The organism is Cellulosimicrobium cellulans (genome assembly GCF_007679345.1).
Classification (GTDB): domain Bacteria; phylum Actinomycetota; class Actinomycetes; order Actinomycetales; family Cellulomonadaceae; genus Cellulomonas; species Cellulomonas cellulans_A.
This window is the reverse complement of the sequence record NZ_VEGH01000008.1, coordinates 152,757-175,126: the sequence shown is the minus strand read 5'-3', so window position 1 is coordinate 175,126 and position 22,370 is coordinate 152,757. Positions and strand designations below refer to the sequence as shown.

Annotated in this window: 26 protein-coding genes; 9 read left to right on the top strand and 17 right to left on the bottom strand. The window is 77.0% G+C overall.

The genetic code is table 11. The features are described from left to right. Window positions 1-153: 153 nt before the first annotated feature. The gene (locus FS882_RS12630; protein WP_158373402.1) at window positions 154-2,760 is read right to left on the bottom strand and encodes a hypothetical protein; all 2,607 of its coding nucleotides are present in this window, start codon (window positions 2,758-2,760) and stop codon (window positions 154-156) included. 245 nt (window positions 2,761-3,005) lie between these two features. Between FS882_RS12630 and FS882_RS12625 the strand changes: the two genes are divergently transcribed. After that, entirely contained in the window at window positions 3,006-4,376 is a 1,371-nt protein-coding gene (locus FS882_RS12625; RefSeq protein ID WP_158373401.1) for an ABC transporter substrate-binding protein, read from the top strand. Between the two features lie 73 nt (window positions 4,377-4,449). Here FS882_RS12625 and FS882_RS12620 read toward each other — a convergent pair whose 3' ends face one another. From FS882_RS12620 to FS882_RS12610, 3 genes are all read right to left on the bottom strand, one after another. After that, entirely contained in the window at window positions 4,450-4,914 is a 465-nt protein-coding gene (locus FS882_RS12620; protein WP_262348272.1) for a nucleoside deaminase, read from the bottom strand. 82 nt (window positions 4,915-4,996) lie between these two features. Next, window positions 4,997-5,353: a TraR/DksA family transcriptional regulator gene (locus FS882_RS12615; protein ID WP_262348271.1), complete on the bottom strand. Its 357-nt coding sequence runs from the start codon at window positions 5,351-5,353 to the stop codon at window positions 4,997-4,999. Between the two features lie 290 nt (window positions 5,354-5,643). Next, window positions 5,644-6,654 (bottom strand): SHOCT domain-containing protein, encoded by a 1,011-nt coding sequence (locus tag FS882_RS12610; RefSeq protein WP_158373400.1) that lies wholly within the window; start codon window positions 6,652-6,654, stop codon window positions 5,644-5,646. A 194-nt stretch (window positions 6,655-6,848) separates the two neighbouring features. Here FS882_RS12610 and FS882_RS12605 point away from each other — a divergent pair, with 194 nt between their 5' ends. Then, a complete protein-coding gene (locus FS882_RS12605) occupies window positions 6,849-8,006 on the top strand; it encodes a pyridoxal phosphate-dependent aminotransferase (RefSeq protein WP_187365281.1) in 1,158 nt (385 codons plus the stop codon). A 19-nt stretch (window positions 8,007-8,025) separates the two neighbouring features. On the opposite strand, the gene FS882_RS12600 is transcribed toward FS882_RS12605, so the two are convergent. Continuing rightward, entirely contained in the window at window positions 8,026-8,550 is a 525-nt protein-coding gene (locus FS882_RS12600; protein ID WP_158373399.1) for an O-acetyl-ADP-ribose deacetylase, read from the bottom strand. A 94-nt stretch (window positions 8,551-8,644) separates the two neighbouring features. On the opposite strand from FS882_RS12600, the gene FS882_RS12595 reads away from it, so the two are divergent. Both FS882_RS12595 and FS882_RS12590 read left to right on the top strand, forming a co-directional pair. Continuing rightward, entirely contained in the window at window positions 8,645-8,869 is a 225-nt protein-coding gene (locus tag FS882_RS12595; protein ID WP_158373398.1) for a hypothetical protein, read from the top strand. A gap of 132 nt (window positions 8,870-9,001) precedes the next feature. Then, a complete protein-coding gene (locus FS882_RS12590; protein ID WP_158373397.1) occupies window positions 9,002-9,484 on the top strand; it encodes a GNAT family N-acetyltransferase in 483 nt (160 codons plus the stop codon). Between the two features lie 35 nt (window positions 9,485-9,519). Here FS882_RS12590 and dtd read toward each other — a convergent pair whose 3' ends face one another. The 9 genes from dtd to FS882_RS12545 form a co-directional block, all read right to left on the bottom strand. Continuing rightward, the gene (dtd, locus tag FS882_RS12585; protein WP_158373396.1) at window positions 9,520-9,957 is read right to left on the bottom strand and encodes a D-aminoacyl-tRNA deacylase; all 438 of its coding nucleotides are present in this window, start codon (window positions 9,955-9,957) and stop codon (window positions 9,520-9,522) included. Further along, window positions 9,954-11,048, bottom strand: coding sequence for an asparaginase (locus FS882_RS12580; RefSeq protein ID WP_158373484.1), 1,095 nt, complete (start codon window positions 11,046-11,048; stop codon window positions 9,954-9,956). The genes dtd and FS882_RS12580 overlap by 4 nt, the downstream gene beginning before the upstream one ends. 74 nt (window positions 11,049-11,122) lie before the next feature. Continuing rightward, window positions 11,123-11,479, bottom strand: coding sequence for a DUF2516 family protein (locus FS882_RS12575; RefSeq protein WP_262348270.1), 357 nt, complete (start codon window positions 11,477-11,479; stop codon window positions 11,123-11,125). A gap of 48 nt (window positions 11,480-11,527) precedes the next feature. Then, complete coding sequence (locus FS882_RS12570; protein WP_158373395.1) at window positions 11,528-12,649, bottom strand: FUSC family protein; 1,122 nt, start codon at window positions 12,647-12,649, stop codon at window positions 11,528-11,530. A gap of 7 nt (window positions 12,650-12,656) precedes the next feature. Further along, a complete protein-coding gene (locus FS882_RS12565) occupies window positions 12,657-13,838 on the bottom strand; it encodes a YgfZ/GcvT domain-containing protein (protein ID WP_158373394.1) in 1,182 nt (393 codons plus the stop codon). A 1-nt stretch (window position 13,839) separates the two neighbouring features. Then, a complete protein-coding gene (locus tag FS882_RS12560) occupies window positions 13,840-14,415 on the bottom strand; it encodes an FABP family protein (protein ID WP_158373393.1) in 576 nt (191 codons plus the stop codon). A gap of 166 nt (window positions 14,416-14,581) precedes the next feature. Further along, the gene (locus FS882_RS12555; protein WP_158373392.1) at window positions 14,582-15,064 is read right to left on the bottom strand and encodes a DUF4395 domain-containing protein; all 483 of its coding nucleotides are present in this window, start codon (window positions 15,062-15,064) and stop codon (window positions 14,582-14,584) included. A gap of 47 nt (window positions 15,065-15,111) precedes the next feature. Beyond that, a complete protein-coding gene (locus tag FS882_RS12550; RefSeq protein ID WP_158373391.1) occupies window positions 15,112-15,543 on the bottom strand; it encodes a TlpA family protein disulfide reductase in 432 nt (143 codons plus the stop codon). 49 nt (window positions 15,544-15,592) lie between these two features. After that, window positions 15,593-16,360 (bottom strand): hypothetical protein, encoded by a 768-nt coding sequence (locus FS882_RS12545; RefSeq protein WP_316043639.1) that lies wholly within the window; start codon window positions 16,358-16,360, stop codon window positions 15,593-15,595. 182 nt (window positions 16,361-16,542) lie between these two features. Here FS882_RS12545 and FS882_RS12540 point away from each other — a divergent pair, with 182 nt between their 5' ends. The 3 genes from FS882_RS12540 to FS882_RS12530 all read left to right on the top strand — a co-directional run bounded on the left by FS882_RS12540 (window position 16,543) and on the right by FS882_RS12530 (window position 19,585). Next, the gene (locus FS882_RS12540) at window positions 16,543-17,277 is read left to right on the top strand and encodes a winged-helix domain-containing protein (protein ID WP_158373389.1); all 735 of its coding nucleotides are present in this window, start codon (window positions 16,543-16,545) and stop codon (window positions 17,275-17,277) included. 101 nt (window positions 17,278-17,378) lie between these two features. After that, complete coding sequence (nhaA, locus tag FS882_RS12535; RefSeq protein WP_158373482.1) at window positions 17,379-18,650, top strand: Na+/H+ antiporter NhaA; 1,272 nt, start codon at window positions 17,379-17,381, stop codon at window positions 18,648-18,650. Window positions 18,651-18,661: 11 nt separating this feature from the next. Then, window positions 18,662-19,585: an alpha/beta fold hydrolase gene (locus tag FS882_RS12530; protein WP_158373388.1), complete on the top strand. Its 924-nt coding sequence runs from the start codon at window positions 18,662-18,664 to the stop codon at window positions 19,583-19,585. Window positions 19,586-19,609: 24 nt separating this feature from the next. Here the strand turns inward: FS882_RS12530 and nth are convergent, their stop codons facing one another. Continuing rightward, window positions 19,610-20,329 (bottom strand): endonuclease III, encoded by a 720-nt coding sequence (nth, locus tag FS882_RS12525; RefSeq protein ID WP_158373387.1) that lies wholly within the window; start codon window positions 20,327-20,329, stop codon window positions 19,610-19,612. A gap of 160 nt (window positions 20,330-20,489) precedes the next feature. Between nth and FS882_RS12520 the strand changes: the two genes are divergently transcribed. After that, the gene (locus FS882_RS12520; protein ID WP_158373386.1) at window positions 20,490-20,912 is read left to right on the top strand and encodes a hypothetical protein; all 423 of its coding nucleotides are present in this window, start codon (window positions 20,490-20,492) and stop codon (window positions 20,910-20,912) included. Window positions 20,913-21,005: 93 nt separating this feature from the next. Next, window positions 21,006-21,641, top strand: coding sequence for a Crp/Fnr family transcriptional regulator (locus tag FS882_RS12515; RefSeq protein WP_187365291.1), 636 nt, complete (start codon window positions 21,006-21,008; stop codon window positions 21,639-21,641). A 62-nt stretch (window positions 21,642-21,703) separates the two neighbouring features. Here the strand turns inward: FS882_RS12515 and FS882_RS12510 are convergent, their stop codons facing one another. Then, entirely contained in the window at window positions 21,704-22,186 is a 483-nt protein-coding gene (locus FS882_RS12510) for a RidA family protein (protein ID WP_158373385.1), read from the bottom strand. Further along, complete coding sequence (locus FS882_RS12505; RefSeq protein ID WP_146837291.1) at window positions 22,183-22,344, bottom strand: DUF4177 domain-containing protein; 162 nt, start codon at window positions 22,342-22,344, stop codon at window positions 22,183-22,185. Before FS882_RS12505 ends, FS882_RS12510 begins: the two co-directional genes overlap by 4 nt. Window positions 22,345-22,370: the final 26 nt, after the last annotated feature.

Below are 22,370 nucleotides of genomic sequence, written 5' to 3'. Positions count from 1 at the left end.
GCGCCCTCGTCGCGTCCGCGAGCACGCCGCCACCCGGGCGACGCCCCCGCGAGTGGGCAACCGACACGTCGAGCGAGCATCCGCTGGATGCTCGCTCGACGTGTCTCGTGCACAGTCGGCGGGGCGGCGCTGCCGGGCAGTGCCCGGCCGGGGTCAGGGCTCGCGGCGCAGCAGCGCGTCGCCCACGCCGTGCGGGCCCAGCGGCACCGGGCCGCCGCCGGACACCCGCCCCGGACCGTCCCACGCCACCTCGGCGTCGACCGGGTCCGCCCCGACGTTCCGCAGCCGCACCCGCACCGATCCGTCCGGCACCGGCCGCACCTCCGCCAGCACCCGGTCCGCGGGCGACACCCGCAGCCCCAGGCCGCCCTCGACGGCGACCGGCCCGTCGTACGCCCGCGCCTGCAGCGGCTCCGCCAGGTCGCGACCGAACACCCGCACCCGCTCCCGGGTCACCGGCCCGTCGACCGCGGCGAACCGGTACCGGTACGCGCGGGTGCCCTCCTGCCGGGCCTGGAAGTTCGTGAAGTGCAGGTTGTTCATCAGCCAGGACGACAGGTACCCGGTCGGGGCGCGGAGCGTGCGGGCCCACTCGCCGGTGTGCAGGCCGCCGAGCTGGACCAGCGGCGCGTCGACCGAGCCCCACAGCACCCCGCCGCCCGCGCCGGGCCGGTGCACCCCGACGGCGTGCTGGACGGAGTACCAGTCCTTCGAGGTGTCGGGCAGCTGCTCCGTCTCGGCCGCGTACACCGCGCCCGCCGTCTCGAGCAGGAACTCGGGGCCCTCGACCCGGAACGGGAACGCCACGTGGATGCTCTCCGGCCCGAAGACCTCCGGCTTCACCAGGGCGACCTCGAGGTCGACGACGTCCAGGTCCCGGTACAGGGTCAGGGTGGTGGTCGCCGGCGGCAGGCCGGGCGGGGTGGTCCGCCACGCGATCCGCGCCCAGGACCCGCCCTCGGTCACCAGCGGCTCCTCGTCGCCGGTCGCGTGCCGTCGGTCGAAGTCGGGTCCCGGGAAGTCGGGGTGGAAGTCCTTGGGGTCGCGGACGACCATCGGGTGCTCGCTCCCGGCGACGACGGACTCGGCGACGACCGCCCCGAGCCCGTGACCCGCCGCCTCCGCGTCGACCAGCTCGCGGCCCGACGGCCGGTGCACGAGAGAGACCACGCCGCCGCGCGCCGGGTCGACGACGGCCCGGTACGCGCCGCACGCGACCTCCCGGGCCGTGCGGGCGGGACCCGGCGGCGCGGGCAACGGCACCGTCGTCACGCCGAACGCGGGCACGGTGGCGACCGTCCGGGCGCGGCCACGGCCGTGCACCTCGACGTCGACCGGCTCGGTGCGCGTGCGCTCGGTGGGGTTGACCACGACGACCCGGGTCGCGTCCTCGCCGCCCGCCGCCGCGCTCCCGGCGGGCGCCGCGGCGCCCGACGTGCCGTCCGCCCCGCTCGCGACCACCCGGAACAGCCCCTCGACCGCGAGGTCCCGCGCGAGGTCGAACGCCCCGTACGCGAACCCGGCCTTGGCGTTCCAGTGGGAGTGGCTGAACGACGAGTACGGCTTGGAGTACGTCTCCCAGGACCCCCAGGTGTGCTCCGCGAACAGCAGCAGCTCGGCGTCCACCCGGTCCAGGTCCCGCGCGACCTCGGCGTCGGACCGCAGCCGCACCGGCCCGCGCCGGTAGCCCATGACGTCCGCGAGCGCCGGCGCCCCGTCCCCGCGCAGCCGCGTCAGCCCGAGCGTGGTCTGGGCGGCGCGCGCGAACGACCGGGCCTCCCGGTACACGGCGACCTCCCGGGCGGTCGACCCGTGCCCGTGCGCCCACCAGTCCGACCACTCGCCGCGGGCGACGGGCACGTCGGCGGCCTCGGCCTGCGGGCGCAGCACGTCGAGCGCCTCGTCGATCGTGGCGGTGCGCATCGGCAGCTCGGGGTGCCGGGCGTTCCAGTGCCGCACGACGTCGAGGAACAGCGCGGTCGGCCACCGGTTGTCGTTGGCGGCGTGCACCACCGCCGTGTCGTACGGGTAGTCCTCGCGCTTCTCGAGCGCCGCGACGAAGTCGGCGACGTGCGCCGCGGCGGCCTCGACGTCCCCGTCGACGATCCCCCACTCCTCGCCGACGCCGTAGTGGGTGGACAGCCACACGAACACCCGCCCGCCGCCCGGCCCCTGCCACCAGAACCCGGTCGGCTGGGGGTAGGGCGCGCGGCCGTGGTCGGGGTTGAGCGCCATGACCAGCCGGTCGATCCCGGCGCGCCGCATCGCGTCGACCGTCCCCCACGCGATGCCGTTGACGTCGCCGTGCTGCTCGGTGCGCACGGGGACGCCGGCCGCGCGCAGCCGGTCCAGGGAGTCGTACGCCGCGCCGAGCTCCGCGTCGCCGAGCAGCTGGGTCATGTTGAGGTAGCCGCCGGTGACCGCGACCCGCCCCTCGGCCACCCGGCGGCGCAGGCGCTCGACGTCCGCCGGTCCGGCGTCGTCGAGGAAGCGCAGCACCGGGCGGGCCACCTCGAACGTCCAGCGGAACGCGTCCGGGCCGTCCCCGTCGTTCGTGTCGCAGAGGTCGAGCACCCGCCGTACGGTCGCCGCGTGCAGGTCGTCGATCAGGCGCGGGCTGTTGGTGTAGCCCACGTCGTGGTGGGTGTGCCCCACCAGGAGGACCTGCCGGATCGGGCGGTCCAGCAGCGGGCCGCCGGGGGGCGGGCCTGCGGCCGCCGTCGGCTCGGCGGTGCGCGTCTCGTCGGGTGTGGACGACATCCTCGGGTCCTCACTTTGTGGCATCGTTACCATATGAGCCTAGTCACACGACAGGCCGTCAGTCCATGGCCATCAGGCGTTCGACAGGCGTGATCACTCCGTGATCCCGAGGGGCTTGTCTCAGCCGAAGGCCCTGAACTACCGTCCGATGTGGGAAGGTTTTCAGATCCTCGGCACCGGTGCCGGGGGCTCTCCCGCGGGCCGGCGACGACGCCGCCCCGCAGGCCGAGGAAGGGAAGACGTTCATGAGGAAGAGTCGCCGCGCCGCGATCGCCCTGCTGCCGGTCACCGCGCTGGCCCTGGCCGCCTGCAGCTCGGGCGGAGGTGGTGACGAGGGGTCCACCGGGTCGACCGACTTCAGCACCGAGGCCTCGGGCTCGCTCAAGGCCTGGGGCTTCGAGAACGCCGACGACGTCGGCCAGTCGCGCCTCGACTACGCCGCCGAGCAGCTGCCCGGCATCGACGTCGAGCTCGACGCCACCGCGTTCGACGCGCAGAAGTTCACCACCCGGCTCGCCTCCGGCGACGTCCCGGACGTGGTGCAGATGGACCGCCGGTACGTGACCACGTACGCGGCGCAGGACCTGATCATGCCGCTGGACGCCTGCTACAGCGCCCACGACGTCGACCCGGACCAGCAGTACTACCCGTCGGTCGTCGACGACGTGCGGTACGGGGACCAGGTCTGGGCGGTGCCGCAGTTCTACCAGCCGCCGGCCATCATCCTGAACAAGCGCGTGATGGACGCCGCGGGCGTCACGGCGGACCAGATCGACACCTCGGACCCCGACGTGCTGATCCCCGCCGTCGAGAAGATGTACGCCGAGAGCGGCGGCGTGCCCACCGTGCTCGGTTTCGACCCGCAGACCACCGGCCAGGCCGAGCTGTGGATCCTCGGCCAGGGCGGCCAGCTCATCGACTCCGACGGCAAGCCGACGCTCGACGACCCGTCCAACGTCGCCGGCATCGAGCTGCTCAAGCAGATCAACGACGCCCAGGGCGGCTACGCCAAGATCAAGTCGTTCACCGACTCGTTCGACACCTTCGGCGACAACAACCAGTACGTCACCGACCAGGTCGGCGCGCAGGTGAACGCCCAGTGGTACCCGAACGTGCTCGGCGCGTACGTCGGCCAGATCCAGATCGAGGCGGTGCCGTTCCAGGACCAGGACGGCAACCCGTTCTCGGTCGCCGGCGGCCAGTCGTTCGTGATCCCGGCCGGGGCGCAGAACAAGGACGCCGCGTGCGCGTGGATGCTCGACCTGACCTCGTACGACGCCTGGATGGCGGCCGGTGAGGCCCGCGCCGACACCATCGCGACGGACGGCGGCATCAACACCGGCCTGTTCACCGGCTCGCCCGAGGCCGACAAGGCGATCCGCGACCAGTACGTCACCGAGACCGGCGACGCCGGCTTCGACCAGGTCATCTCCACCTACTACGACGTCGTGGACTACGGGAAGACCTTCGGGTCCTCCCCCGCGGGTCAGGAGATCCAGAACGAGCTGAAGAACGCCATCACCGCGGCGCTGCTCGGCGACAAGACCTCGGAGGAGGCGCTGGCCGACGCCCAGACGGCGGCGCAGCGGGCGTACGACAACATCACGGGCGGCTGACCGTCCCGCCACCCGGCACGACGGAGGGCCCCGCCGCGGTACCGACCGCGGCGGGGCCCTCCGTCGTCCGTGGTCAGGCGCGGTGCTGGGCGAAGAACTCCCGCAGCACCGCGCCGCACTCCTCCTCGCGCACCCCGCCGACCACCTCGACCCGGTGGTTCAGCCGTGAGTCCCGCACCACGTCCCACTGCGACCCGCACGCCCCGGCCTTGGGGTCCCACGCCCCGAGCACCAGCCGCGGGACCCGGGCCAGCACCGTCGCGCCCGCGCACATCAGGCACGGCTCGAGGGTGACCACCAGGGTGCAGTCGTCGAGCCGCCACCGCCCGAGCGCCTCCGAGGCCGCCCGCAGGGCGAGCACCTCGGCGTGCGCGGTCGGGTCGGCGTCGGCCTCCCGGCGGTTGCGGCCCGCGCCGACCACCTCGCCGTCCGGCCCCAGGACGACGGCGCCCACGGGGACGTCGCCCGACACCGCGCAGCCCGCGGCCTCGGTCAGGGCCAGGCCCATGGCGGTCAGGTCGTCGGGACGCGCGAACATGCGGCCCATCCTCGCGCACGCCGGGTGCGCGTCACGCGGTGCACGGGCGGGCGGCTGCCCTCGCGCGAACTGGTCGAGCCCGTCAGCGGCTCGCGCAGCCCACGCAGGTCCGAGCCGTCGGCACGGCGCGCAGCCGCTCGACCGGGATCGGCCGGTGGCACCGCAGGCAGGTGCCGTACGTGCCCGCCGCCAGCCGGTGCTCCGCCTCGTCGATCTCCCGGAGCCGGTCCCGCTGGTCGTGGGTGAGGGCGTCGAGCAGCCGGCGCTCGTACGCGATCGTCGACCCCTCGGGGTCGTGCTCGTCGTCGGCCACCGTCTCCCGGGACGCGGCGACGACCGCCTCGCGCTCCGCGTCCGTGCCGGCCAGGCGTGCGAGGGCCTCGCGCCGCCGCTCCGCCAGGAGCGCGGTCACCTCAGCCGGGTCCAGCGTCTGCGCCACGCGACCAGTATCCGCCCCCCGCGGCCGCCCGTCGCCGCGCGCGCCGCACCCGGCACCCCGTCCGCACCTCCGCCTTCCCCCCCACCTCCGCCCCCCTTTCCGCCCCCCTTCCGCCGAACCTGCACCTGATGCGGGGTTCGGGGCCCGCGAACCCCGCACGAGATGCAGGGTCGGCGGCGGACCGCGGAAGGCGGAAGGCGGCGGAGTGCGGGATGCGCGCCCGCGGGCACGCGGCAGCGGCGCACGCGGCAGCGGCGCACGCGGCAGCGGCGGCCGGGGGCGCGGCGGCGTCAGCCGGCCAGGACGCGCGCCTTCGCCGCGGCGTACTCCTCCTCCGACAGCGCCCCCGTCGCCCGCAGCGCCTGCAGCCGCTCGAGCGCGTCGACCACCGGGACGGACCCCGCCGGGCGCGCGCCGCCCGCCCAGGCCGCGCCGGACGCCGAGGCCGCGCCGGACGCCCGGCCGCCCGGCTCCCCCGCACCTGCGCCACCCGGTCCGCCGCGGGCCGCACCCGCGGCGCCCGCCGAGGCCGCGCCGGACGCCCAGCCGCCCGGCAGGTCGTCGCCCGGGAGCGGCAGCAGCGCCCGCACCGCCTGCTCCCGCGCCCGCCGGGCGGCGGCGGTCAGCGGCGGAGGGGGCACCACGACGGCGAGCCGCTGGGGGTCGTCCGGCCGCTCGGGGTCGTAGTACGCCCGCGGGGGGTGGGTGAAGGCGGCCCGCGGGACCCGGGTCCGCACGGCGTGCCGGACCCCGCGCGCGTCGTCGAAGTGCACGGTCGCCCCGACGACCGGCCCCGGGACGCTCTCGTAGTCCTGCACGCGGGCCCACGTCCCGGTGCGGCCGCGCAGCCGCAGCAGGCCACCGGCGTCGCGCAGCGTCCGGACGCCGCCCCACAGCGCCGCCACCAGCCCCAGCGCGAGGACGAGGGCCGCGATCAGCACCGGCCGCCGGACCGCCTGGTCGGTGGTCAGCCCGTCGGACACCGCCGCCGACCACCCCGTGAGCAGCGCGCCCGAGCCGAGCACGGCCGCCAGACCGGGCGTCGCCCGGCGGGTCACCGGCCACGCGACGGCAGCGGTGGCGAGCAGGACCATCCCCCCGAGCACCGGCGCCGCGCCGGCGAAGTCGTCGGTGGCGCAGGTGCCCGCGAAGCACTCCCACCGCACGAGCGTGGCGTCGTGCGCGCCCAGTCGCAGCAGCCACCACGCGACGGCGCCGAGCCCGGCGGCGACCACCCCGGCGACGGCGGTGCGGGCGGCGGCCCCGGACAGGGCGGACGGGACCTCGGGTGCGGCGCTCACGTCCCCATCCTGCCAACGCCGCACCCGGTCCCCTGCGCACCCCGGCCGGACCCGGCGCCGAGCCTGCACTCGTCGCGGGGTTCAGGCCGGGCGAACCCCGCCACGAGTGCACTCTCGGCTCCTGGGTGCGGGAGACGCGAGGGCCGGGTCGGGCGGACACGGCGCGGACACACGGTGGGGCTAGCCTGCGTCCCGTGCCCGAGATCGCCGCCCACGCCCGCGCCGTCCCCGCCTCCGGGATCCGGCGGATCACCGAGCTCGCGTGGTCGCTGCCGGACGCGGTGGTGCTGAGCGTCGGGGAGCCGGACCTGCCGACCGCGCCGCACGTGCTGGCCGCCGCCCGCGAGGCGCTCGCCCGGGACGACACCCGGTACACCCCGAACGGGGGCATCGCCCCGCTGCGGGACGCCGTCGCCGCCTGGCTCGACCCCGAGCACGCCCTGCCGGTCCGCCGGGACAACGTCTGGATCACCGCGGGCGGCGCGCAGGCGCTGCACCTGGCGCTCAGCCTGACCGTCGGCGCGGGCGACGGCGTGCTGGTCCCGGACCCCGGGTACCCGCCGTTCACGATGGCGACCCGGCTGCTCCAGGCCGAGGCGCAGCCCTACGCCCTGCGGGCCGAGGACGGCTTCCTCCCGGACCCGGCCGCGGTCGAGGCGGCCGTCACCGACCGCACCCGGGTGCTGCTGCTGAACTCGCCGTCGAACCCGCTCGGCACCACCCTGCCCGCCGAGCTCGTCGCGGAGCTGCTGGAGCTCGCCCGGCGGCACGACCTGTGGGTGCTCTCCGACGAGTGCTACGCCGCCTTCACCTACGACGCCCCGCACGTCCCCGCCGCCCGGTTCGACACCGACGGCCGGGTGCTCACCCTGCACACCTTCTCGAAGACGCACGCGATGACCGGGTTCCGGGTCGGCGTGCTGGTGGTGCCGGACCGGATGGCGCCGCTGATGCCGACGCTGCAGGAGTCGATCGTGTCCTGCGTGAACACCCCGGCGCAGTACGCGGCCCTGGCGGCGCTGACCGGGCCGCAGGACGCCGTGGAGCACGCGCGGCGCACGTACCGGGAGCACCGGGACCTCGCCACGGCGGTCCTCGACGCGCGCGGCATCCCGTGGCTGCCCGCCGCCGGGGGCATCTACCTGTGGGCGGACGTCTCCCACGCGACCGGCGGCGACGTCGCGGCGTGGGCGGAGGACCTGGCCCGGACCGCCGGGGTCGCGGTGGCGCCGGGCTCGGCGTTCGGCGCGCGCGGCGAGGGCTGGGTGCGGATCTCGCTGACCGCGAGCGCGGACGACCTGCGGGCCGGGCTGTCCCGGCTCCCCGCGCGGGCGGCGGTCGCGGCGGGCTGAGGTCCGCGGGGCGTCGGGCTCAGTGCTCCGCGAGCACCTCCTCGAACGCGCCCAGCACCCCGGGCGAGGACAGCACGAACCGCACCAGGTCGACCGCGCCGGGGTGCGCCGCGGCCCACCCGCGCACGGCGGAGACCGCCACCTCCGCGACGGTCGCGGGCGCCCAGCCGTACACCCCCGCGCTGACCGCGGGGAACGCCACGGTCCGGGCGCCGATCTCGGCCGCCACGTCGAGCGACCGGGTGAACGCCGAGCGGAGCAGCGCCGGGTCCGTCTGGCCGGCGTGCGCGTTCGGTCCGACCGTGTGGACCACCCACCGGGCCCGCAGCCGGCCGGCACCGGTCGCCACCGCGTCGCCGACCGGGAGCCCGTCGGGCAGCGAGGTGCGGCGCAGCTCGCGGCACTCGGCCAGCAGGTCGGGTCCCGCGGCCGCGTGGATCGCGCCGTCGACGCCCCCGCCGCCGAGCAGCGACGAGTTCGCCGCGTTCACGACGGCGTCGACGTCCTGGTCGGTGATGTCCCCGGGCACGGCCTCGATCAGCATGCCCCCATCGTGGCGCGGACCTCGGCGGTCGTCCTGCGGGCGCGAGCCGCCCGGCCTACGGTGGCCCCACCTGCGAGCCCCCCGGGAGGAACCCGTGACCGAGCCGATCCCCACCGAGCCGATCCCCACCGGCCCCGACGGCACCGAGCCCGTGCCGGTCGGGCACGACGGCCGCGAGGACGTGCCGCAGCTCGAGGCCGACGAGACGATCCCGCCGCGCCCCGAGGAGGACGTGGCCGACGTCGCCCGGGCCGTGCCCGACCCCGCCGGCCACGGCGTGCCGGAGCTCGGCGCCGACGACGCGCGCCTGCACCCCTGACACCGTGCGGCGCCGCCCCGGCGCGGCGCCTCCCCAGCGCGACGCCCGCCGGCCGCCCCCGCGACGCCTTCGCCCGCGGGCGCGCCGGGCCGCCCGGGCGACGAGCCGCGAGCCGTTTGGCATGCTGTCGGCGTGCAGATCAGGCGCGTGCAGGAGGACGAGTGGCGGTCGGTCCGCGACGTGCGGCTGCGCGCGCTCCGCGAGGACCCGGACGTGTTCGGGTCGTCGCTGGCGCGCGAGGAGCTGTTCGCGGAGCCGCACTGGCGGATGCGCCTGCGCAGCGCGGCCACCTGGGTCGTCGACGAGGAGGGCACGCCGCGCGGGCTGGTCGGGATGATCCAGGAGCCCGGTTCGCCGACCTCGGACCGGCACGTGGTGCAGCTGTGGGTCGCCCCGGAGGCGCGCCGCCGCGGGATGGCATGGGCCCTGCTCGACGCGGTGAAGGACGCCGCGCGGGCGGAGGGCGCCGCCACGGTGTCGCTGTGGGTGGTGGACGGCAACCACGCGGCGGGCGACCTGTTCGTGCGGGCCGGGTTCGTCCGGACCGGTGAGCGGCACGCGCAGACCCGCGACCCGTCCAAGGTCGAGGAGCGCCTGGTCCTCCGCCTGGCCTGACCGCCGCACCCCTGCCGGGCGCCGGCCGCGCCGGGTCAGGCGCCGGGTGCCGACTCCAGCAGGAGGGTGACCGGGCCGTCGTTGACCAGCTCGACCGCCATGTCCGCCCCGAACACGCCCGTGGCCACCGTGAGGCCGCGGGCGCGCAGGTCCGCCACCACGGCGTCGACCAGCGGTTCCGCGACCGGTCCCGGCGCCGCGGCGTTCCAGGTGGGCCGGCGGCCCTTGCGGGCGTCGCCGTAGAGCGTGAACTGGCTGACGACGAGCACCGGCGCGCCGGCCTCGGCGGCCGACCGCTCGCCGCGCAGGACGCGCAGCTCGGCGATCTTCCGGGCGAGGTACTCCACCTGGTCGGGGCCGTCGCCGGGGGTCACGCCGACGAGCACGACCAGGCCCTCGCCGTCGAACGCGCCGACGACCGCGCCGTCCACCGTGACCGAGGCCCGGCTGGCGCGCTGGACGACCGCCCTCACGCCGTCGTCCCGCCGGCCGGCCCGTCCGGGGCCCCGCCACCGGCACCGGCACCGTCGTCGTCCGGTCCGGCGCCGTCGAACGACGGCACGACCGCCCCGACGGGCTCCCCGTGCCCGAGCACCGGCACGTCCCCCAGGGCCTCGAGCGCCGCGAGGTCGACGCCCGGCACCCCGGCCGCGCCCGCCACCCGCAGCGCCGCCGCGAGCACCGCCGGCCGGGGCCGTCCGGCCCCGTCGGCCACCTTGAAGGCGAGCGCGGACCCGTCGGGCAGGGCCGCGGCGTACACGCCGTCCGCCCCGTCCTTGGCCACCAGCCCGGGCACCGCCCGCATGGCGCGCGTGACGTCGCGCGCGGCGCCGCCGACCAGCTCGGGGTGCTCGGACATCGCGAGGGCGACCCGGGCGAGCGGCGTGCCGGGCTCGGTGACGGGGGCGACGGCGATCCGCGCGAAGGCGCGGGCCAGACCGACCAGGGTGGTGGAGAACAGCGGCGCCCCGCAGCCGTCGACGGTGACGTGCCAGGCCTGCTCGCCGGTCAGCTCCTCGACCGCGGCGCGGCACGCGACCTGGACCGGGTGCTCCGCCTCGCGGTACCGCTCGGGCTCCCAGCCGGGCTCGTCGGCGTGCGCGACGCAGGTCGCCAGCATCGCCGCGTGCTTGCCGGAGCAGTTCTGCGCGACCGGCTCCGGCCCGTGCCCGTCGGTCCGCCACGCGAACGCGGCGTCGGCGTCGAGCGGCAGGTCCGGGGTGTTGTCGAGCGCTGACTCGTCCAGCCCCGCGCCGAGCAGCGTCTCGCGCACGACGCGCAGGTGCTCGGGGGTGCCGTCGTGGCTGGCGCAGGCGAGCGCGAGGTGCGGGCCGTCCAGGTCGAGGCCCGCGCGCAGCATGCCCACCGTCTGCAGCGGCTTGAGGGACGACCGGGCGAGCACGGTGACCTGCGGGTCCCCGAGCGCCAGCCGCACGGAGCCGTCCGGCGCGAGCACGACCAGGTGGCCGAGGTGCACCGACTCGACCAGGTCGCCCCGGACGACGCGGGCCAGCGGGACCGCCGCCGAGGCGACGTCGCCCGACCCGGCGGCGTGCCGCGCCACGACGGCGGCGGCGCCGGGGGTGCCGTGCAGCCGCTCGGCCAGGTCGGGGCCGCCCTGCCGGATGCCGGGCACGCTCACCACCCGCCGCGGGTCGGGCCCTGGCCGCCGCGCCCGCCGGGCCCGCCGCGCCGGCCGGAGTGCGGCGCGATCGCCGGGCGCACGTCGACCAGGTAGACGATCGCGGCGACGGCGCTCAGCAGCGCGAGGAAGGTCGGGAACGCCCCGAGGCCGAGCGGCGGCGGCACGGAGAAGAACGCCACCGCGGTCGCGATGCCCAGGATGATCGTCCAGATCTGCTTGGTCTGCTTGCCCGCCGCGACGTACGCGGACGCGGGCCGGCGGAGCGCGTCGACCAGCGCCCAGACCGCCAGCACGAGGATGACGAGGGTGAACAGGAGGAAGAGCACGACCTGCACGTTGCCGAAGATCACGGGCCGAGCCTACGGGGCGCCGCCCGCGCACGCCGCGCCCGCCCGGCGCTAGATCTCCGGCAGCGCCTCGCGCGCCGTGCGGGCGTCGACCCCGGCGGCCTCGAGCAGGTCGACCACCAGCGAGCGCACCAGCAGCAGCAGGGACTGCGCCTGCAGGTCGTCGGGCGTCAGGGTGTACGGGTCGAGCTCGGTCGCGAGCCGCAGCAGGTCCTCCCGTGCCCGCAGCGGCTCGGACCCGGACCCGAGGGCGGCGGCGAGGGCGTCGGCGGCGAGCGCCACCCGGTCGACCGCGTCCGCGACCGGCCCGAGGTCGCGCTCGTGGTCGGCCTGCACCGAGGCGAGCGCGCGCCGGGCGAGCACCCGCGAGTTCCGCACCGCGCGGTCGACGCGGACGGCCGACTGCCCGATCCACGCGAGCTCGGTGCGGTGCCGGCGGGCGGCGGGCGAGACCCGCGCGAGGTCCCGCGCCGAGGCCGCGGCGTCCTGCCACTCGTCCAGCGCCGGCTGCGACGCCCGGCCGCGGATCAGCGCGTCCTCGACGTCGTGCTCCGTGCGCCCGCGCATCCCCCGGGCGAGCAGCCGCAGCATCCCGGCGAGCTCCTCGACCGCCGCCCGGCCCTGCGCGCGGGGGCGCCGGCGCGGGTCGCTGGGCGTGAGCGCCGCGACGGCGAGGGCGACCAGGCCCCCGACCAGCGCGTCGGTCCACCGCCCGACCGGGCCGCCCGACGCGCTGACCGCGGGCAGCCCGACGATGACGATCGCCTGCACCCCGGCCTGGGTGGTCAGCATGGGCCCACGGTCGAGGAACCGGGCGATCAGCGCCGCCACGAGCAGCACGAACGCCACCTGCCAGGCCCCGGTGCCGATGACGTGCACCACCAGGTCGCCCAGGCCGACGCCGATCGCGACGCCGACGGCGAGCTCGGCGACCCGCCGCAGGTCGCGGTCCGCGGTGAACCCGAGCGCGACCCAGGCGCTCACCGGCGCGAAGAAGGGGGCGCTGTGCCCGAGGACCTCCGCGCCGATCCAGTACGCGACGCCGGCGGCGACCACGGCCTGCAGGACCGGCACGAACGCCGTGCGCACCCGCGCCCGACCCTGGCGCACCCGGGCGGCGACCTGCACCCGCACCGACGACGGCCCGCCGGCCGGCCGGGACCCGCCCGTCACGCGCGCGTCACAGCATCGGGTGGCCGCCGAGGCCGCGGGTGAGCGGCCCGCGCGCGGCGGGGCGGTCGACGGACACGCCGTCGCCCGGGACCACGACCTCCTGGCCGGCGGTCAGCACGCCGCCGTCCGCCTCGACCACCAGCTCGACGTCCACCGGCACCGAGCGCTTCACGACCGCCAGCGCGACCGGGCCGAGCTCGTGGTGCCGGGCCACGGTCGTGACCAGGCCGACCTCGCGACCGGGCTCGCCGGTGGTGAGCAGGTCGCCGAGGTCGCGCACGACCGCGCCGGCCTCCGGCAGGACGTGCCCGGAGCCGTCGAGGTGCAGCAGCACCAGCCGGCGGGGCGGCCGGCCCATGTTGTGCACCCGCGCGATCGTCTCCTGGCCGCGGTAGCAGCCCTTGTGCAGGTGCACCGCGGTGCGCAGCCAGTCGAGCTCGTGCGGGATCGTCCGGTGGTCGACCTCGCGGCCCGCGCGGGGGCGCCACGCCTCGACGCGCACCGCCTCGCTCGCCCAGGTGCCGACCAGCGGCCAGCCGGCCGCCTCGCGGGCCCGCACGGCGTCGGCCAGGCCCGCGCGCGGGACCAGCACCAGCCGCCACGCGCGGTCCGCGCCCGGGTGCTCGTCGTCGGGCGGCCCGTACCGGGTCCCGCCGGGCAGCGTGCGCGGCCACGGGTCGCGCCAGGTCACCGGCTCGCCCTCGGCGCCCTCGGCGTCGACCGGCTCGCCGATCGCGGCCCAGTCGTCCGTCACGTCGGCCACCTCGACGCGGAGCATGAACCGCATCCGGTCCAGCCACGCGGCCAGCGCGGGCGCGGTCTCGCTGATCAGCCAGGTCGCCTCGCCGTCGTCCACCACGGCAGCCACGTGCTCGACGTGCCCCTGGGGGCTGAGCACGAGCGTCTCGGTCGACGTCCGCGGCGGCAGGCTCGCGAGCTCCTGCGACGTGATGGAGTTCAGCCAGGACAGCCGGTCCGGTCCCACGACCCGTACGACCCCGAGGTGCGACTGGTCGACGACCGCGCCGCCGCGGGTCAGCGCGCGCTGCTCCGCGGTGGGGTCGCCGTAGTGCCAGGCCACGCCCCCGTCGGGGCCGGACGCGGCGACGGCGCCGTGCCGGTCCAGCAGCGGGCTGCGGTGCCGGGGCGGCGTAGGCTCGACGGGCTCGGCCGCGACGTCGTCGGACATCTCAGCCCACCACGCGGCTGAGCCGCGCGGAGGCGTACGACTGCAGCTCGTGCCCGAACGCGGCGAGGTCGTGCGCCCACATCAGCTCGCCGTTGACCAGGCCGTACAGGCGCTTGCCCGCGGACACCTCCGCGCCGGTGGCGGTGCGGGCGATCACGTCGCTCACCAGGTCGATCCGGCCGTTCCCCGTCGCGCCCACGTACACGGCGACGTGCCCGGACGGGTCGGCGAGCAGCAGCTCGACCGGCGACAGCGCCGAGCCCATGCCCTCGGGCCGCTCCGGCGGGATCCGCCAGTAGCCCTGCTCCGTCGACCAGACCGCGCCCTCGGCGTCGGCGTCCGCCGGGGCGCCGTCCGCGTCGGCGATCGCCGAGGCGTCGTCCGGCACGACGACGAGCCGGATGGTGGACGTGTAGGACAGGTACGGGCCCCCGTCGTGGTCGATCACCACGTCCTGGGTGAACGCCGTCTCCTCGATGCCCGGGTACCCCACGACGCCTTCGCCGTGCCACCGCCCGACGAGCCAGGCGAGCGGGTACATCTCGGGTGCGAGACCCTCGGGCAGGGTGAACGCCATGGGAGCCCTTCTTGTCAGCGCTGTCCCTTGAACAGCCGGTAGACGACGAAGCCGGCGAACCACCCGATGGTGATCGTCGCGGCGACGAGCAGACCGATGAACACGATCTCGAGTGCGTGCATCTGCCGATCCTAACGACGACGGGGCCCTGCGCCTTCCCGGCGCCTCAGACCCGGGCGTGCCGCAGCCGGACGCCGAGCAGGTAGAGCTCGCAGCCGAGGCAGAGGCCGAAGACCGCGTTGAGCACCGCGGCGACCAGGGCCAGGGCGGCGGCGACCGGCACGGCGCCCGGCACGCCCGCCAGCGCGAGCAGCACGCCGGCACCGGTGATGACGAGGCCGACCAGCTGCGCGAACCGGGGCGGGCGCGGGTCCTCGAGCCCGGCGGGCGGCGCGAGCCGGGGCCGGACGAGGCGGCGGTAGAGCAGGCCCTGGACGGAGCCCTGGGCGCCGCGGACCGCCCCGACGGCGAACAGCGCGGCGACGACGGCCAGCGCGGACGTGGCGGCGGCACCGGGGAGCAGCAGGACGACGACCAGCAGGACGGCGGTGAGGGCGGCGGCGACGCGCGGGCCGCGCGGGTCGATGCCGGCGGCGGGGGCGGTCGGGGCCGGGGCGGTGGGCTGGGGCGTGCGGGGCGACGCGGGCACGGCGGTCTCCGGGAGGTGAGGGGGCGGCGGGGTGCGGGCGGCGCCGGTCAGGCGGCGGCCGGACAGCGGTCGAGCGCGTCGAGCGCCTGCTGCCGCGTCGTCGCCCCCGACAGCCGGCCGCGGACGACGCCGGCGCCGTCCAGCACCAGCACCGTCGGCGTGCGCAGCACGTCGAACCGGCGCACCAGGTCCAGGCGGTCCTCCGCGGCGACCTCGACGTGGGCGACGCCGCTCCGCTCGCCGGCGAGGGCGCCGAGCACCGCGGCGGTGCTGCGGCACGGGGCGCACGCCTCCGACGACAGCTGCAGGAACGTGGCCCCGGCCCCGAGCGACGCGCCGAGGTCGTGGGCGGTCAGCCGGTCGGCGGAGCCGGCGGCACCGCGGACGGCGACGAACCGGCCGTTCCGGGAGCGCCAGAGCGCGCCGGCGGCGACGGCGACCGCGAGCACGCCGAGGACGAGCAGGACGCGCAGCCCCATGCCCACCCCCGGTCCGCGGCGCGGGTGCGCCCGGCGGGCGACCCGGTCGTCAGCCGACGATGACGCGGCCGACGACGTAGACCAGGATGCCGGTGACGGCGACGGGCAGGACAGCGACCGCCCACCCCGCGAGACGATGTTCCAGGGCCGGCAGCCGGTCGAACAGGGCGTCGCCCGCGGCGACCAGGACGCCGATCGCGGCGCCGAGCAGCCCGCCCGACAGCAGCCCGACGGCCGGCAGCGCGGCACCCGCGACGAGCCCGCCCGCGACGGCGGCGCCGAGCGTGGCGCCCGCGCCGGCCCAGCCCCGCAGCGGCAGGGCGGTCACCGCGGACGCGACCGCCAGGGCGACCGCCCCGGTCACCACCACCGCGTCGCCCGCGGCGGTGCGCTCGGCGGCGAGCCAGCCGGCCGCGCACACGGGCACCAGGGCACCGGCGACGGTGCCGGCGACGGACTCGACCAGCCGCTCGCGCCCGTCCCGGCGCACGAGCTCCGCCACGAAGGCGGCGAGCACCGCGCCCGCGAACACCGCGGGCAGGTCGCCGAGCAGCGGCTCGCTGGTGGCGACGTGCACGACCACCACGGCCGCGACGCCCGCGAGCCCGATCACGACCCCGCTGCCGACGGGCGCGGGCAGGCCCGCGACCCGGGGCCAGCCGACCGCGAGGACGGCGGTGAGGACGACCAGCAGCGCGGCCAGGACGACGCCGTCCCGGCCGGCCAGCGAGACGCCCCCGAGGACACCGGCGACAGCGACGAGCGTCGCCAGGACGGCCGTGGTCACGGCGCGGTTCGAGGCGGGCACGGGCGCCATCCTCGCATCCCGGGGCCCCCCACCCGGCATCGGCGGCCGCGGGACCGGCGTGGGGGAAGGGCCGCACCCCGGCCCGGGGACGCCACCCGCTTGTATCACCGCCATGTGTCGCGGACGCACCGTCTGACGTGACATGCGAGGGGTACCGTGTCCCCCAATTCGGACCGGAGGGGGGTCGCTGCGTGGCCGACCTGCTGCTGCTCACACCCGCGTCGGGGGGCTCCTCCCAGGTGCTTCCCGCGCTCGGCCTGCTGTCCCACCGCGTCCGGGTGCTGCCCGTGGAGCCCTCGGCCCTCGTGGACGCCCCGGACGCCGACATCGTCGTGCTCGACGCGCGCCGCGACCTCGTGACCGCCCGCACGACGTGCCGCCTGCTGCGCGCCACCGGCCTCACCGTGCCGCTGGTGCTCGTGCTGACCGAGGGCGGCCTGACGGTCGTCACCGCGGAGTGGGGCGCCGACGACATCGTGCTGGAGAACGCGACGCCCGCCGAGGTGGAGACCCGGTTCCGCCTCGTCATCGAGCGCGCCGCCCGGTCCTCCTACGACGACCAGCCGCAGGAGATCTCCTCCGGCGAGCTGATGATCGACGCCGGCGGGTACACCGCCCGGCTCCGCGGCCGCCCGCTCGACCTCACGTACAAGGAGTTCGAGCTCCTCAAGTACCTGGTGCAGCACCCGGGCCGCGTGTTCACCCGCGCCCAGCTGCTCCAGGAGGTGTGGGGCTACGACTACTACGGGGGCACCCGCACGGTGGACGTCCACGTCCGGCGCCTGCGCGCGAAGCTCGGCCCCGAGCACGAGCAGCTCATCGGCACGGTGCGGAACGTCGGCTACCGGTTCGACCCGCCGAAGGACCGGCGCTCGGCCGACAGCGGTGCCGCGGCGCCGGCCGCCGAGGTGGCTGCGGACGCCTGACCCCGCCGCGCCCCGGGCCGCCCGACGCGGCTACCATCGTCCGCGGTGTGCCGGGAAGTCTGGTCGGCGTCCGCGTCGTCGACCCCACGGAGAGCCGCACCGTGCCCCACACCCCTCCGCCCGCCGAGGAGTCCCGCTCGCGCCTGTTCGGCGCGCTGACCCCGGGCGGTCTGGCCAACCTGCTCGACACGCTCCGCGCCGAGCGCACCGGCGGCGTCCTGCTGCTGATCGGCGCCGTGGTCGCGCTGCTGTGGGCCAACTCGCCCTGGTCGGCCTCGTACACCACGATCTCCGAGACCGTGGTGGGCCCGGCCGCGCTGCACCTCGACCTCAGCATCGCGTCGTGGGCGACCGACGGGCTGCTCGCGATCTTCTTCTTCGTGGTCGGCGTCGAGCTCAAGCGCGAGATCGTCGACGGGGAGCTGCGGCGGCCGGGGACGGCCGTCGTGCCCGTCGTCGCCGCCGTCGGCGGGATGGCCGTGCCCGCCCTGCTCTACCTGCTGGCCAACTCCTGGGCCGTGGGCGGCGAGACGCACGGCTGGGCGGTGCCGACGGCGACCGACATCGCCTTCGCGGTCGCGGTCCTGTCGGTGGTCGGCCGGAGCCTGCCGGCGTCGCTGCGGGCGTTCCTGCTGACGCTCGCGGTCGTGGACGACCTGCTGGGCATCGTCGTGATCGCCGTGGTCTACACCGACGGGCTGCACCTGGTGTGGTTCGCCGCGTCGCTGGTGGCGGTCGCGGCGTTCGCGCTGCTGGTCCGGGTGCGCCGCCCCGGGGTCGCCGGGCACGCCGCCCTCGTCGTGCTGGCGGTGACCGCCTGGGCGCTCATGCACGCGTCCGGCGTGCACGCGACGATCGCGGGTGTGCTGCTCGGCCTCACCGCCCCGGCACTCGCCCGTCCGGGTGAGACGACCAGCGTCGCCGAGCGCCTCGAGCACCGCTGGCGCCCGGTGTCCGCCGGTTTCGCCGTCCCGGTGTTCGCGCTGTTCGCCGCCGGCGTCCCGCTGTCCGGCGGCGCGCTCGCCGAGGCCGTCTCGGACCCGGTCGCGCGGGGCGTCGCGCTCGGGCTCGTGCTCGGCAAGCCCGTCGGCATCCTGGCTGCGACGTGGCTGGTCGCGCGGTTCACCCGGGCCACCCTCGCCCCCGACCTGCACTGGCGGGACATCGCCGCCGTCGGGATGCTCGCCGGCATCGGCTTCACCGTGTCGCTCCTCATCGGGGAGCTCGCGTTCGGGGCGGGCGACCCGCACACCGAGCACCTGAAGGTCGCCATCCTGCTGGCCTCGACCACCGCCGCGCTGCTCGGCGGTGCCGCGCTGGCGGTGCGCGACCGGCAGCACCGGTCCCCCCAGGAGACCCGCGGGACGCGGTAGGTTCGGCGTCGATGACCGTCGACTCCGCCGCCCTCCTGCTCGACGGCCCGTGGCGGCACCACTTCGTGCCGGCGAACGGCTCCCGGTTCCACGTGGCCGTCGCCGGGCCGGACGACCGGGACGCCCCGCTGGTGGTGCTGCTGCACGGGCTCCCCGAGCTGTGGTGGGCGTGGCGCCACCAGCTGCCCGCCCTCGCCGAGGACGGGCACCGCGTCGTCGCCATGGACCTGCGCGGCACCGGCGGCTCGGACAAGCCGCCGAGCGGCTACGACGTCCCGACCCTCACCCGTGACGTCGCGGGCGTCGTGCGCTCGCTGGGCTGCGACCGCGCCGTCGTGGTCGGGCACGGGGTCGGCGGCGGCGACGTGGCCTGGGCGATGCCCGCCTACCACCCCGGGCTCACCCGGGGCGTGGCCGTGCTGTCGTCGCCGCACCCCCTGACCCGCCGGGCCGACCCGCGCTCCGGGCTCCGCGCCCGGGCGACCCGGCGGATCGCCGAGATCCAGGCTCCCTACCTGCCGGAGCGGGCGATGACCCGCGGCGACCTCGTCGCGCGGCTGCTGCGCGAGTGGGGCGGCCCGCGCTGGCCCGACCCCGCCGCGCTCGCCCTGTACCGCCGGGCGGCCCTGGTCCCGTTCGCCGCCCACTCGGCGCTCGAGCAGGTCCGCTGGCTGTACCGGTCCGGCGTGCGCGCCGACGGGCGCCGGCACGCGGTCGCCCTGCGGGACGCCGAGCCCGTGCCGACGCTGCAGGTGCACGGCGGGTCGGACGGCTGCTACACGGTCGCCCGGGCGATGGCGCACGGGTCGGTCGCCCGGCGGCTGGGACCGCACTACCGGTTCGAGATGCTCTCGGGCGCGGGTCACTACCTCCCGGAGGAGGAGCCCGACCGGGTCACCGCCCTCCTCCGCGACTGGCTCCACGAGCTCGCCTGAGGCACTCCCACTCCCCTCCCCGGGTCAGGCGCCCCGGGCCGGCACGGGCGGAACGCCGACGCGCACGAGCGCCGACGGGCAGTCCCGGGTGAGCGGGCAGGTGGCGCAGTCCGGGCGCCGGGCGTGGCACGTGCGGCGGCCGTGGAAGATCAGCCGGTGGCTCAGCAGCGTCCACTCCGGGCGCGGGATGAGCGCGGCGATGTCCTGCTCGACCTTGACCGGGTCCTCCTCGGTCGTCCAGCCCAGCCGCCTGGCCAGCCGGCCGACGTGGGTGTCCACCGTGATCCCCGGCACCCCGAACGCGTCGCCGAGCACGACGTTCGCCGTCTTGCGGCCGACGCCCGGGAGCGTGACCAGGTCGTCGAGCCGGGGCGGCACCTCGCCGTCGAACCGCTCCACCAGCGCGCGCCCGAGCCCCTGCAGCGAGCGCGCCTTGGCCCGGAAGAACCCGGTCGGCCGGATCAGCTCCTCCAGCTCGGCGGGGTCCGCGCCCGCGTAGGCGGCGGCGTCGGGGTAGCGCGCGAACAGCGCCGGGGTCACCTGGTTGACCCGGACGTCGGTGGTCTGCGCCGACAGCACGGTCGCGACCAGCAGCTCCAGCGGCGACCGGAAGTCCAGCTCGCACCGGGCGTCGGGCCAGCGCACCGCCAGCGCGCGGTTCACCCGGCGCGCGCGCCGGACCAGGGCGACCGGCGGCCGGGCCGCCGTCGACTGCTGCCGGTCACCGGCCGCGGCAGGGCTCATCCCGCCAGCGTAGGTCCCCCCGGGGGACAACGGTTGCTCTGGGCGAGTGACCGGGACTTGATCACATGACCAACTTCTCAAGTCAGGCACACCTCACGTCGAAAGACGGGAGGACGCGACCTGTGACCGTACGGGTCGTCCGAGAGAGTGGGCGGACCGCATGACCCTGGCCGGCACGGCTGACCAGCTCGTCGAGCTGCGCCGGCAGCGCGGTGCGCTGCGCCTCGAGCACCAGCACGTCGTCCGCTGGCGGCGCCTGGTCCGCGACCGCCTGGAGCTCGCCGTGGCCGCCGCGGCCCCGCCCGAGGCGCCCGGCGAGTGCCCGGACGTGCGCAGCGTCCTCGGGCCGGACGCGGTCGACGTGCCGCCCGCCGCGGAGCTCGCCGCGGCCGTGCGCGGCGCGCTGCCGATCGCCGAGGTCCACGAGCTGCCCCGCCTGCGCGACCTGGACATCCGGCTGGCGCGCTACGAGATGCGGCTGGAGGACGCCCTGCGGCGCCTCACCGACCGGTACATCGACCGGCTCGCCCGGGACGTCACCGAGGGAGGCGTGGACGCGCTCCGCCGTCCTGCCGGCGCCTGATGAGGCAGACTGAGGGGCGTCACATCCCGGCAAGAAGGTGAGGTTCCTCCCGTGGAGGACGACGTCGTGCTCACGGCGCCCCTGTTCGCGAACATGGACCCCGAGGCGTCCCGGACGCTGCTCGCGTCGATGGCGCCCGTGCACGTCGCCCGCGGCGAGGTGCTGTTCCACGAGGGCGAGCCGGGCGACCGGCTCTACGTGATCCGCTCCGGCAAGATCAAGCTCGGCCGCCGCTCCACCGACGGCCGCGAGAACCTGCTCGCCGTGCTCGGCCCGGGTGAGATGTTCGGCGAGCTGTCGCTGTTCGACCCGGGCCCCCGCACCGCCACGGCCACCGGCCTCGCCGACGCCGTGGTGCTGGAGCTCGGCCACCACGACCTGATCCCGTGGCTGGAGCAGAACCCCACCGTCGCCAAGCACCTGCTGGGCGCGCTCGGCCGCCGGCTGCGCCGCACCAACGACGCCCTGGCCGACCTGGTGTTCTCCGACGTCCCGGGCCGCGTCGCCAAGGCGCTGCTCGACCTGTCGCACCGGTTCGGCCAGCAGACCGACGAGGGCGTCCGGGTCGCGCACGACCTCACGCAGGAGGAGCTGGCGCAGCTCGTCGGCGCGAGCCGCGAGACCGTCAACAAGGCGCTCGCCGACTTCGCCGCCCGCGGCTGGGTCCGCCGCGAGGGCCGGGCGATCGTGCTGCTCGACGTCGACCGCCTCGAGCGCCGCGCGCGCTGACGCCCCGCCGACGACGACGGCCCGCACCCTCGACGGGGTGCGGGCCGTCGCTGCGTCCGGGCTCAGGCCTCCGGGGCGAGCTCGACGACGATCTCGACCTCGACCGGCGAGTCCAGCGGCAGCACGGCGACGCCGACCGCCGAGCGAGCGTGGACGCCCGCCTCGCCGAACACCTCGTGCAGCAGCGTGCTGGCGCCGTTGATCACGCCGGGCTGGCCCGTGAAGGCCGGATCGCTCGCCACGAAGCCGACGACCTTGACCACCCGGACCACGCGGTCCAGGTCCCCGACCAGCGAGGCGACGGCCGCGACGGCGTTCAGCGCGGCGGTGCGCGCCAGCTCCTGCGCCGTCTCCGGGGACACCCGGCCGGGGCCGGTGCCGACCTTGCCGGTGACGGGCAGCTCGCCCGCCACGAACGGCAGCTGGCCCGACGTGTGCACGTACGCGCCGGTCTGCACCGCCGGGACGTAGGCGGCGACGGGCGCGGCGACCTGCGGCAGCTCGATGCCGAGCTCCGCGAGCCGCGCGACGACGGCGCCGGTCACTTCTCGCCCGTCGGGCGCTTGAGGTAGGCGACGAGCCCGGTCTCGGACTGCAGGACCTGGACGAGCTCCCAGCCGTCCTGACCCCACTGGTCGAGGATCGCCTTGGTCGCGTGGACGATGAGGGGGACGGTCGCGTACTCCCACGTGGTGGTGGCCATGGCGCCACCCTAGCCGTGCCCCCCGG

Coding starts and splice junctions, on each gene's coding strand:
- FS882_RS12565 (WP_158373394.1), bottom strand. CDS start 13,838: ATGTCCGACGACGTCGCGGCCGAGCCCGTCGAGCCTACGCCGCCCCGG.
- FS882_RS12625 (WP_158373401.1), top strand. CDS start 3,006: ATGAGGAAGAGTCGCCGCGCCGCGATCGCCCTGCTGCCGGTCACCGCG.
- FS882_RS12520 (WP_158373386.1), top strand. CDS start 20,490: ATGACCCTGGCCGGCACGGCTGACCAGCTCGTCGAGCTGCGCCGGCAG.
- FS882_RS12600 (WP_158373399.1), bottom strand. CDS start 8,550: ATGCTGATCGAGGCCGTGCCCGGGGACATCACCGACCAGGACGTCGAC.
- FS882_RS12560 (WP_158373393.1), bottom strand. CDS start 14,415: ATGGCGTTCACCCTGCCCGAGGGTCTCGCACCCGAGATGTACCCGCTC.
- FS882_RS12545 (WP_316043639.1), bottom strand. CDS start 16,360: ATGGCGCCCGTGCCCGCCTCGAACCGCGCCGTGACCACGGCCGTCCTG.
- FS882_RS12530 (WP_158373388.1), top strand. CDS start 18,662: ATGACCGTCGACTCCGCCGCCCTCCTGCTCGACGGCCCGTGGCGGCAC.
- FS882_RS12505 (WP_146837291.1), bottom strand. CDS start 22,344: ATGGCCACCACCACGTGGGAGTACGCGACCGTCCCCCTCATCGTCCAC.
- FS882_RS12550 (WP_158373391.1), bottom strand. CDS start 15,543: ATGGGGCTGCGCGTCCTGCTCGTCCTCGGCGTGCTCGCGGTCGCCGTC.
- FS882_RS12620 (WP_262348272.1), bottom strand. CDS start 4,914: ATGTTCGCGCGTCCCGACGACCTGACCGCCATGGGCCTGGCCCTGACC.
- nth (WP_158373387.1), bottom strand. CDS start 20,329: ATGAGCCCTGCCGCGGCCGGTGACCGGCAGCAGTCGACGGCGGCCCGG.
- FS882_RS12630 (WP_158373402.1), bottom strand. CDS start 2,760: ATGTCGTCCACACCCGACGAGACGCGCACCGCCGAGCCGACGGCGGCC.
- FS882_RS12515 (WP_187365291.1), top strand. CDS start 21,006: ATGGACCCCGAGGCGTCCCGGACGCTGCTCGCGTCGATGGCGCCCGTG.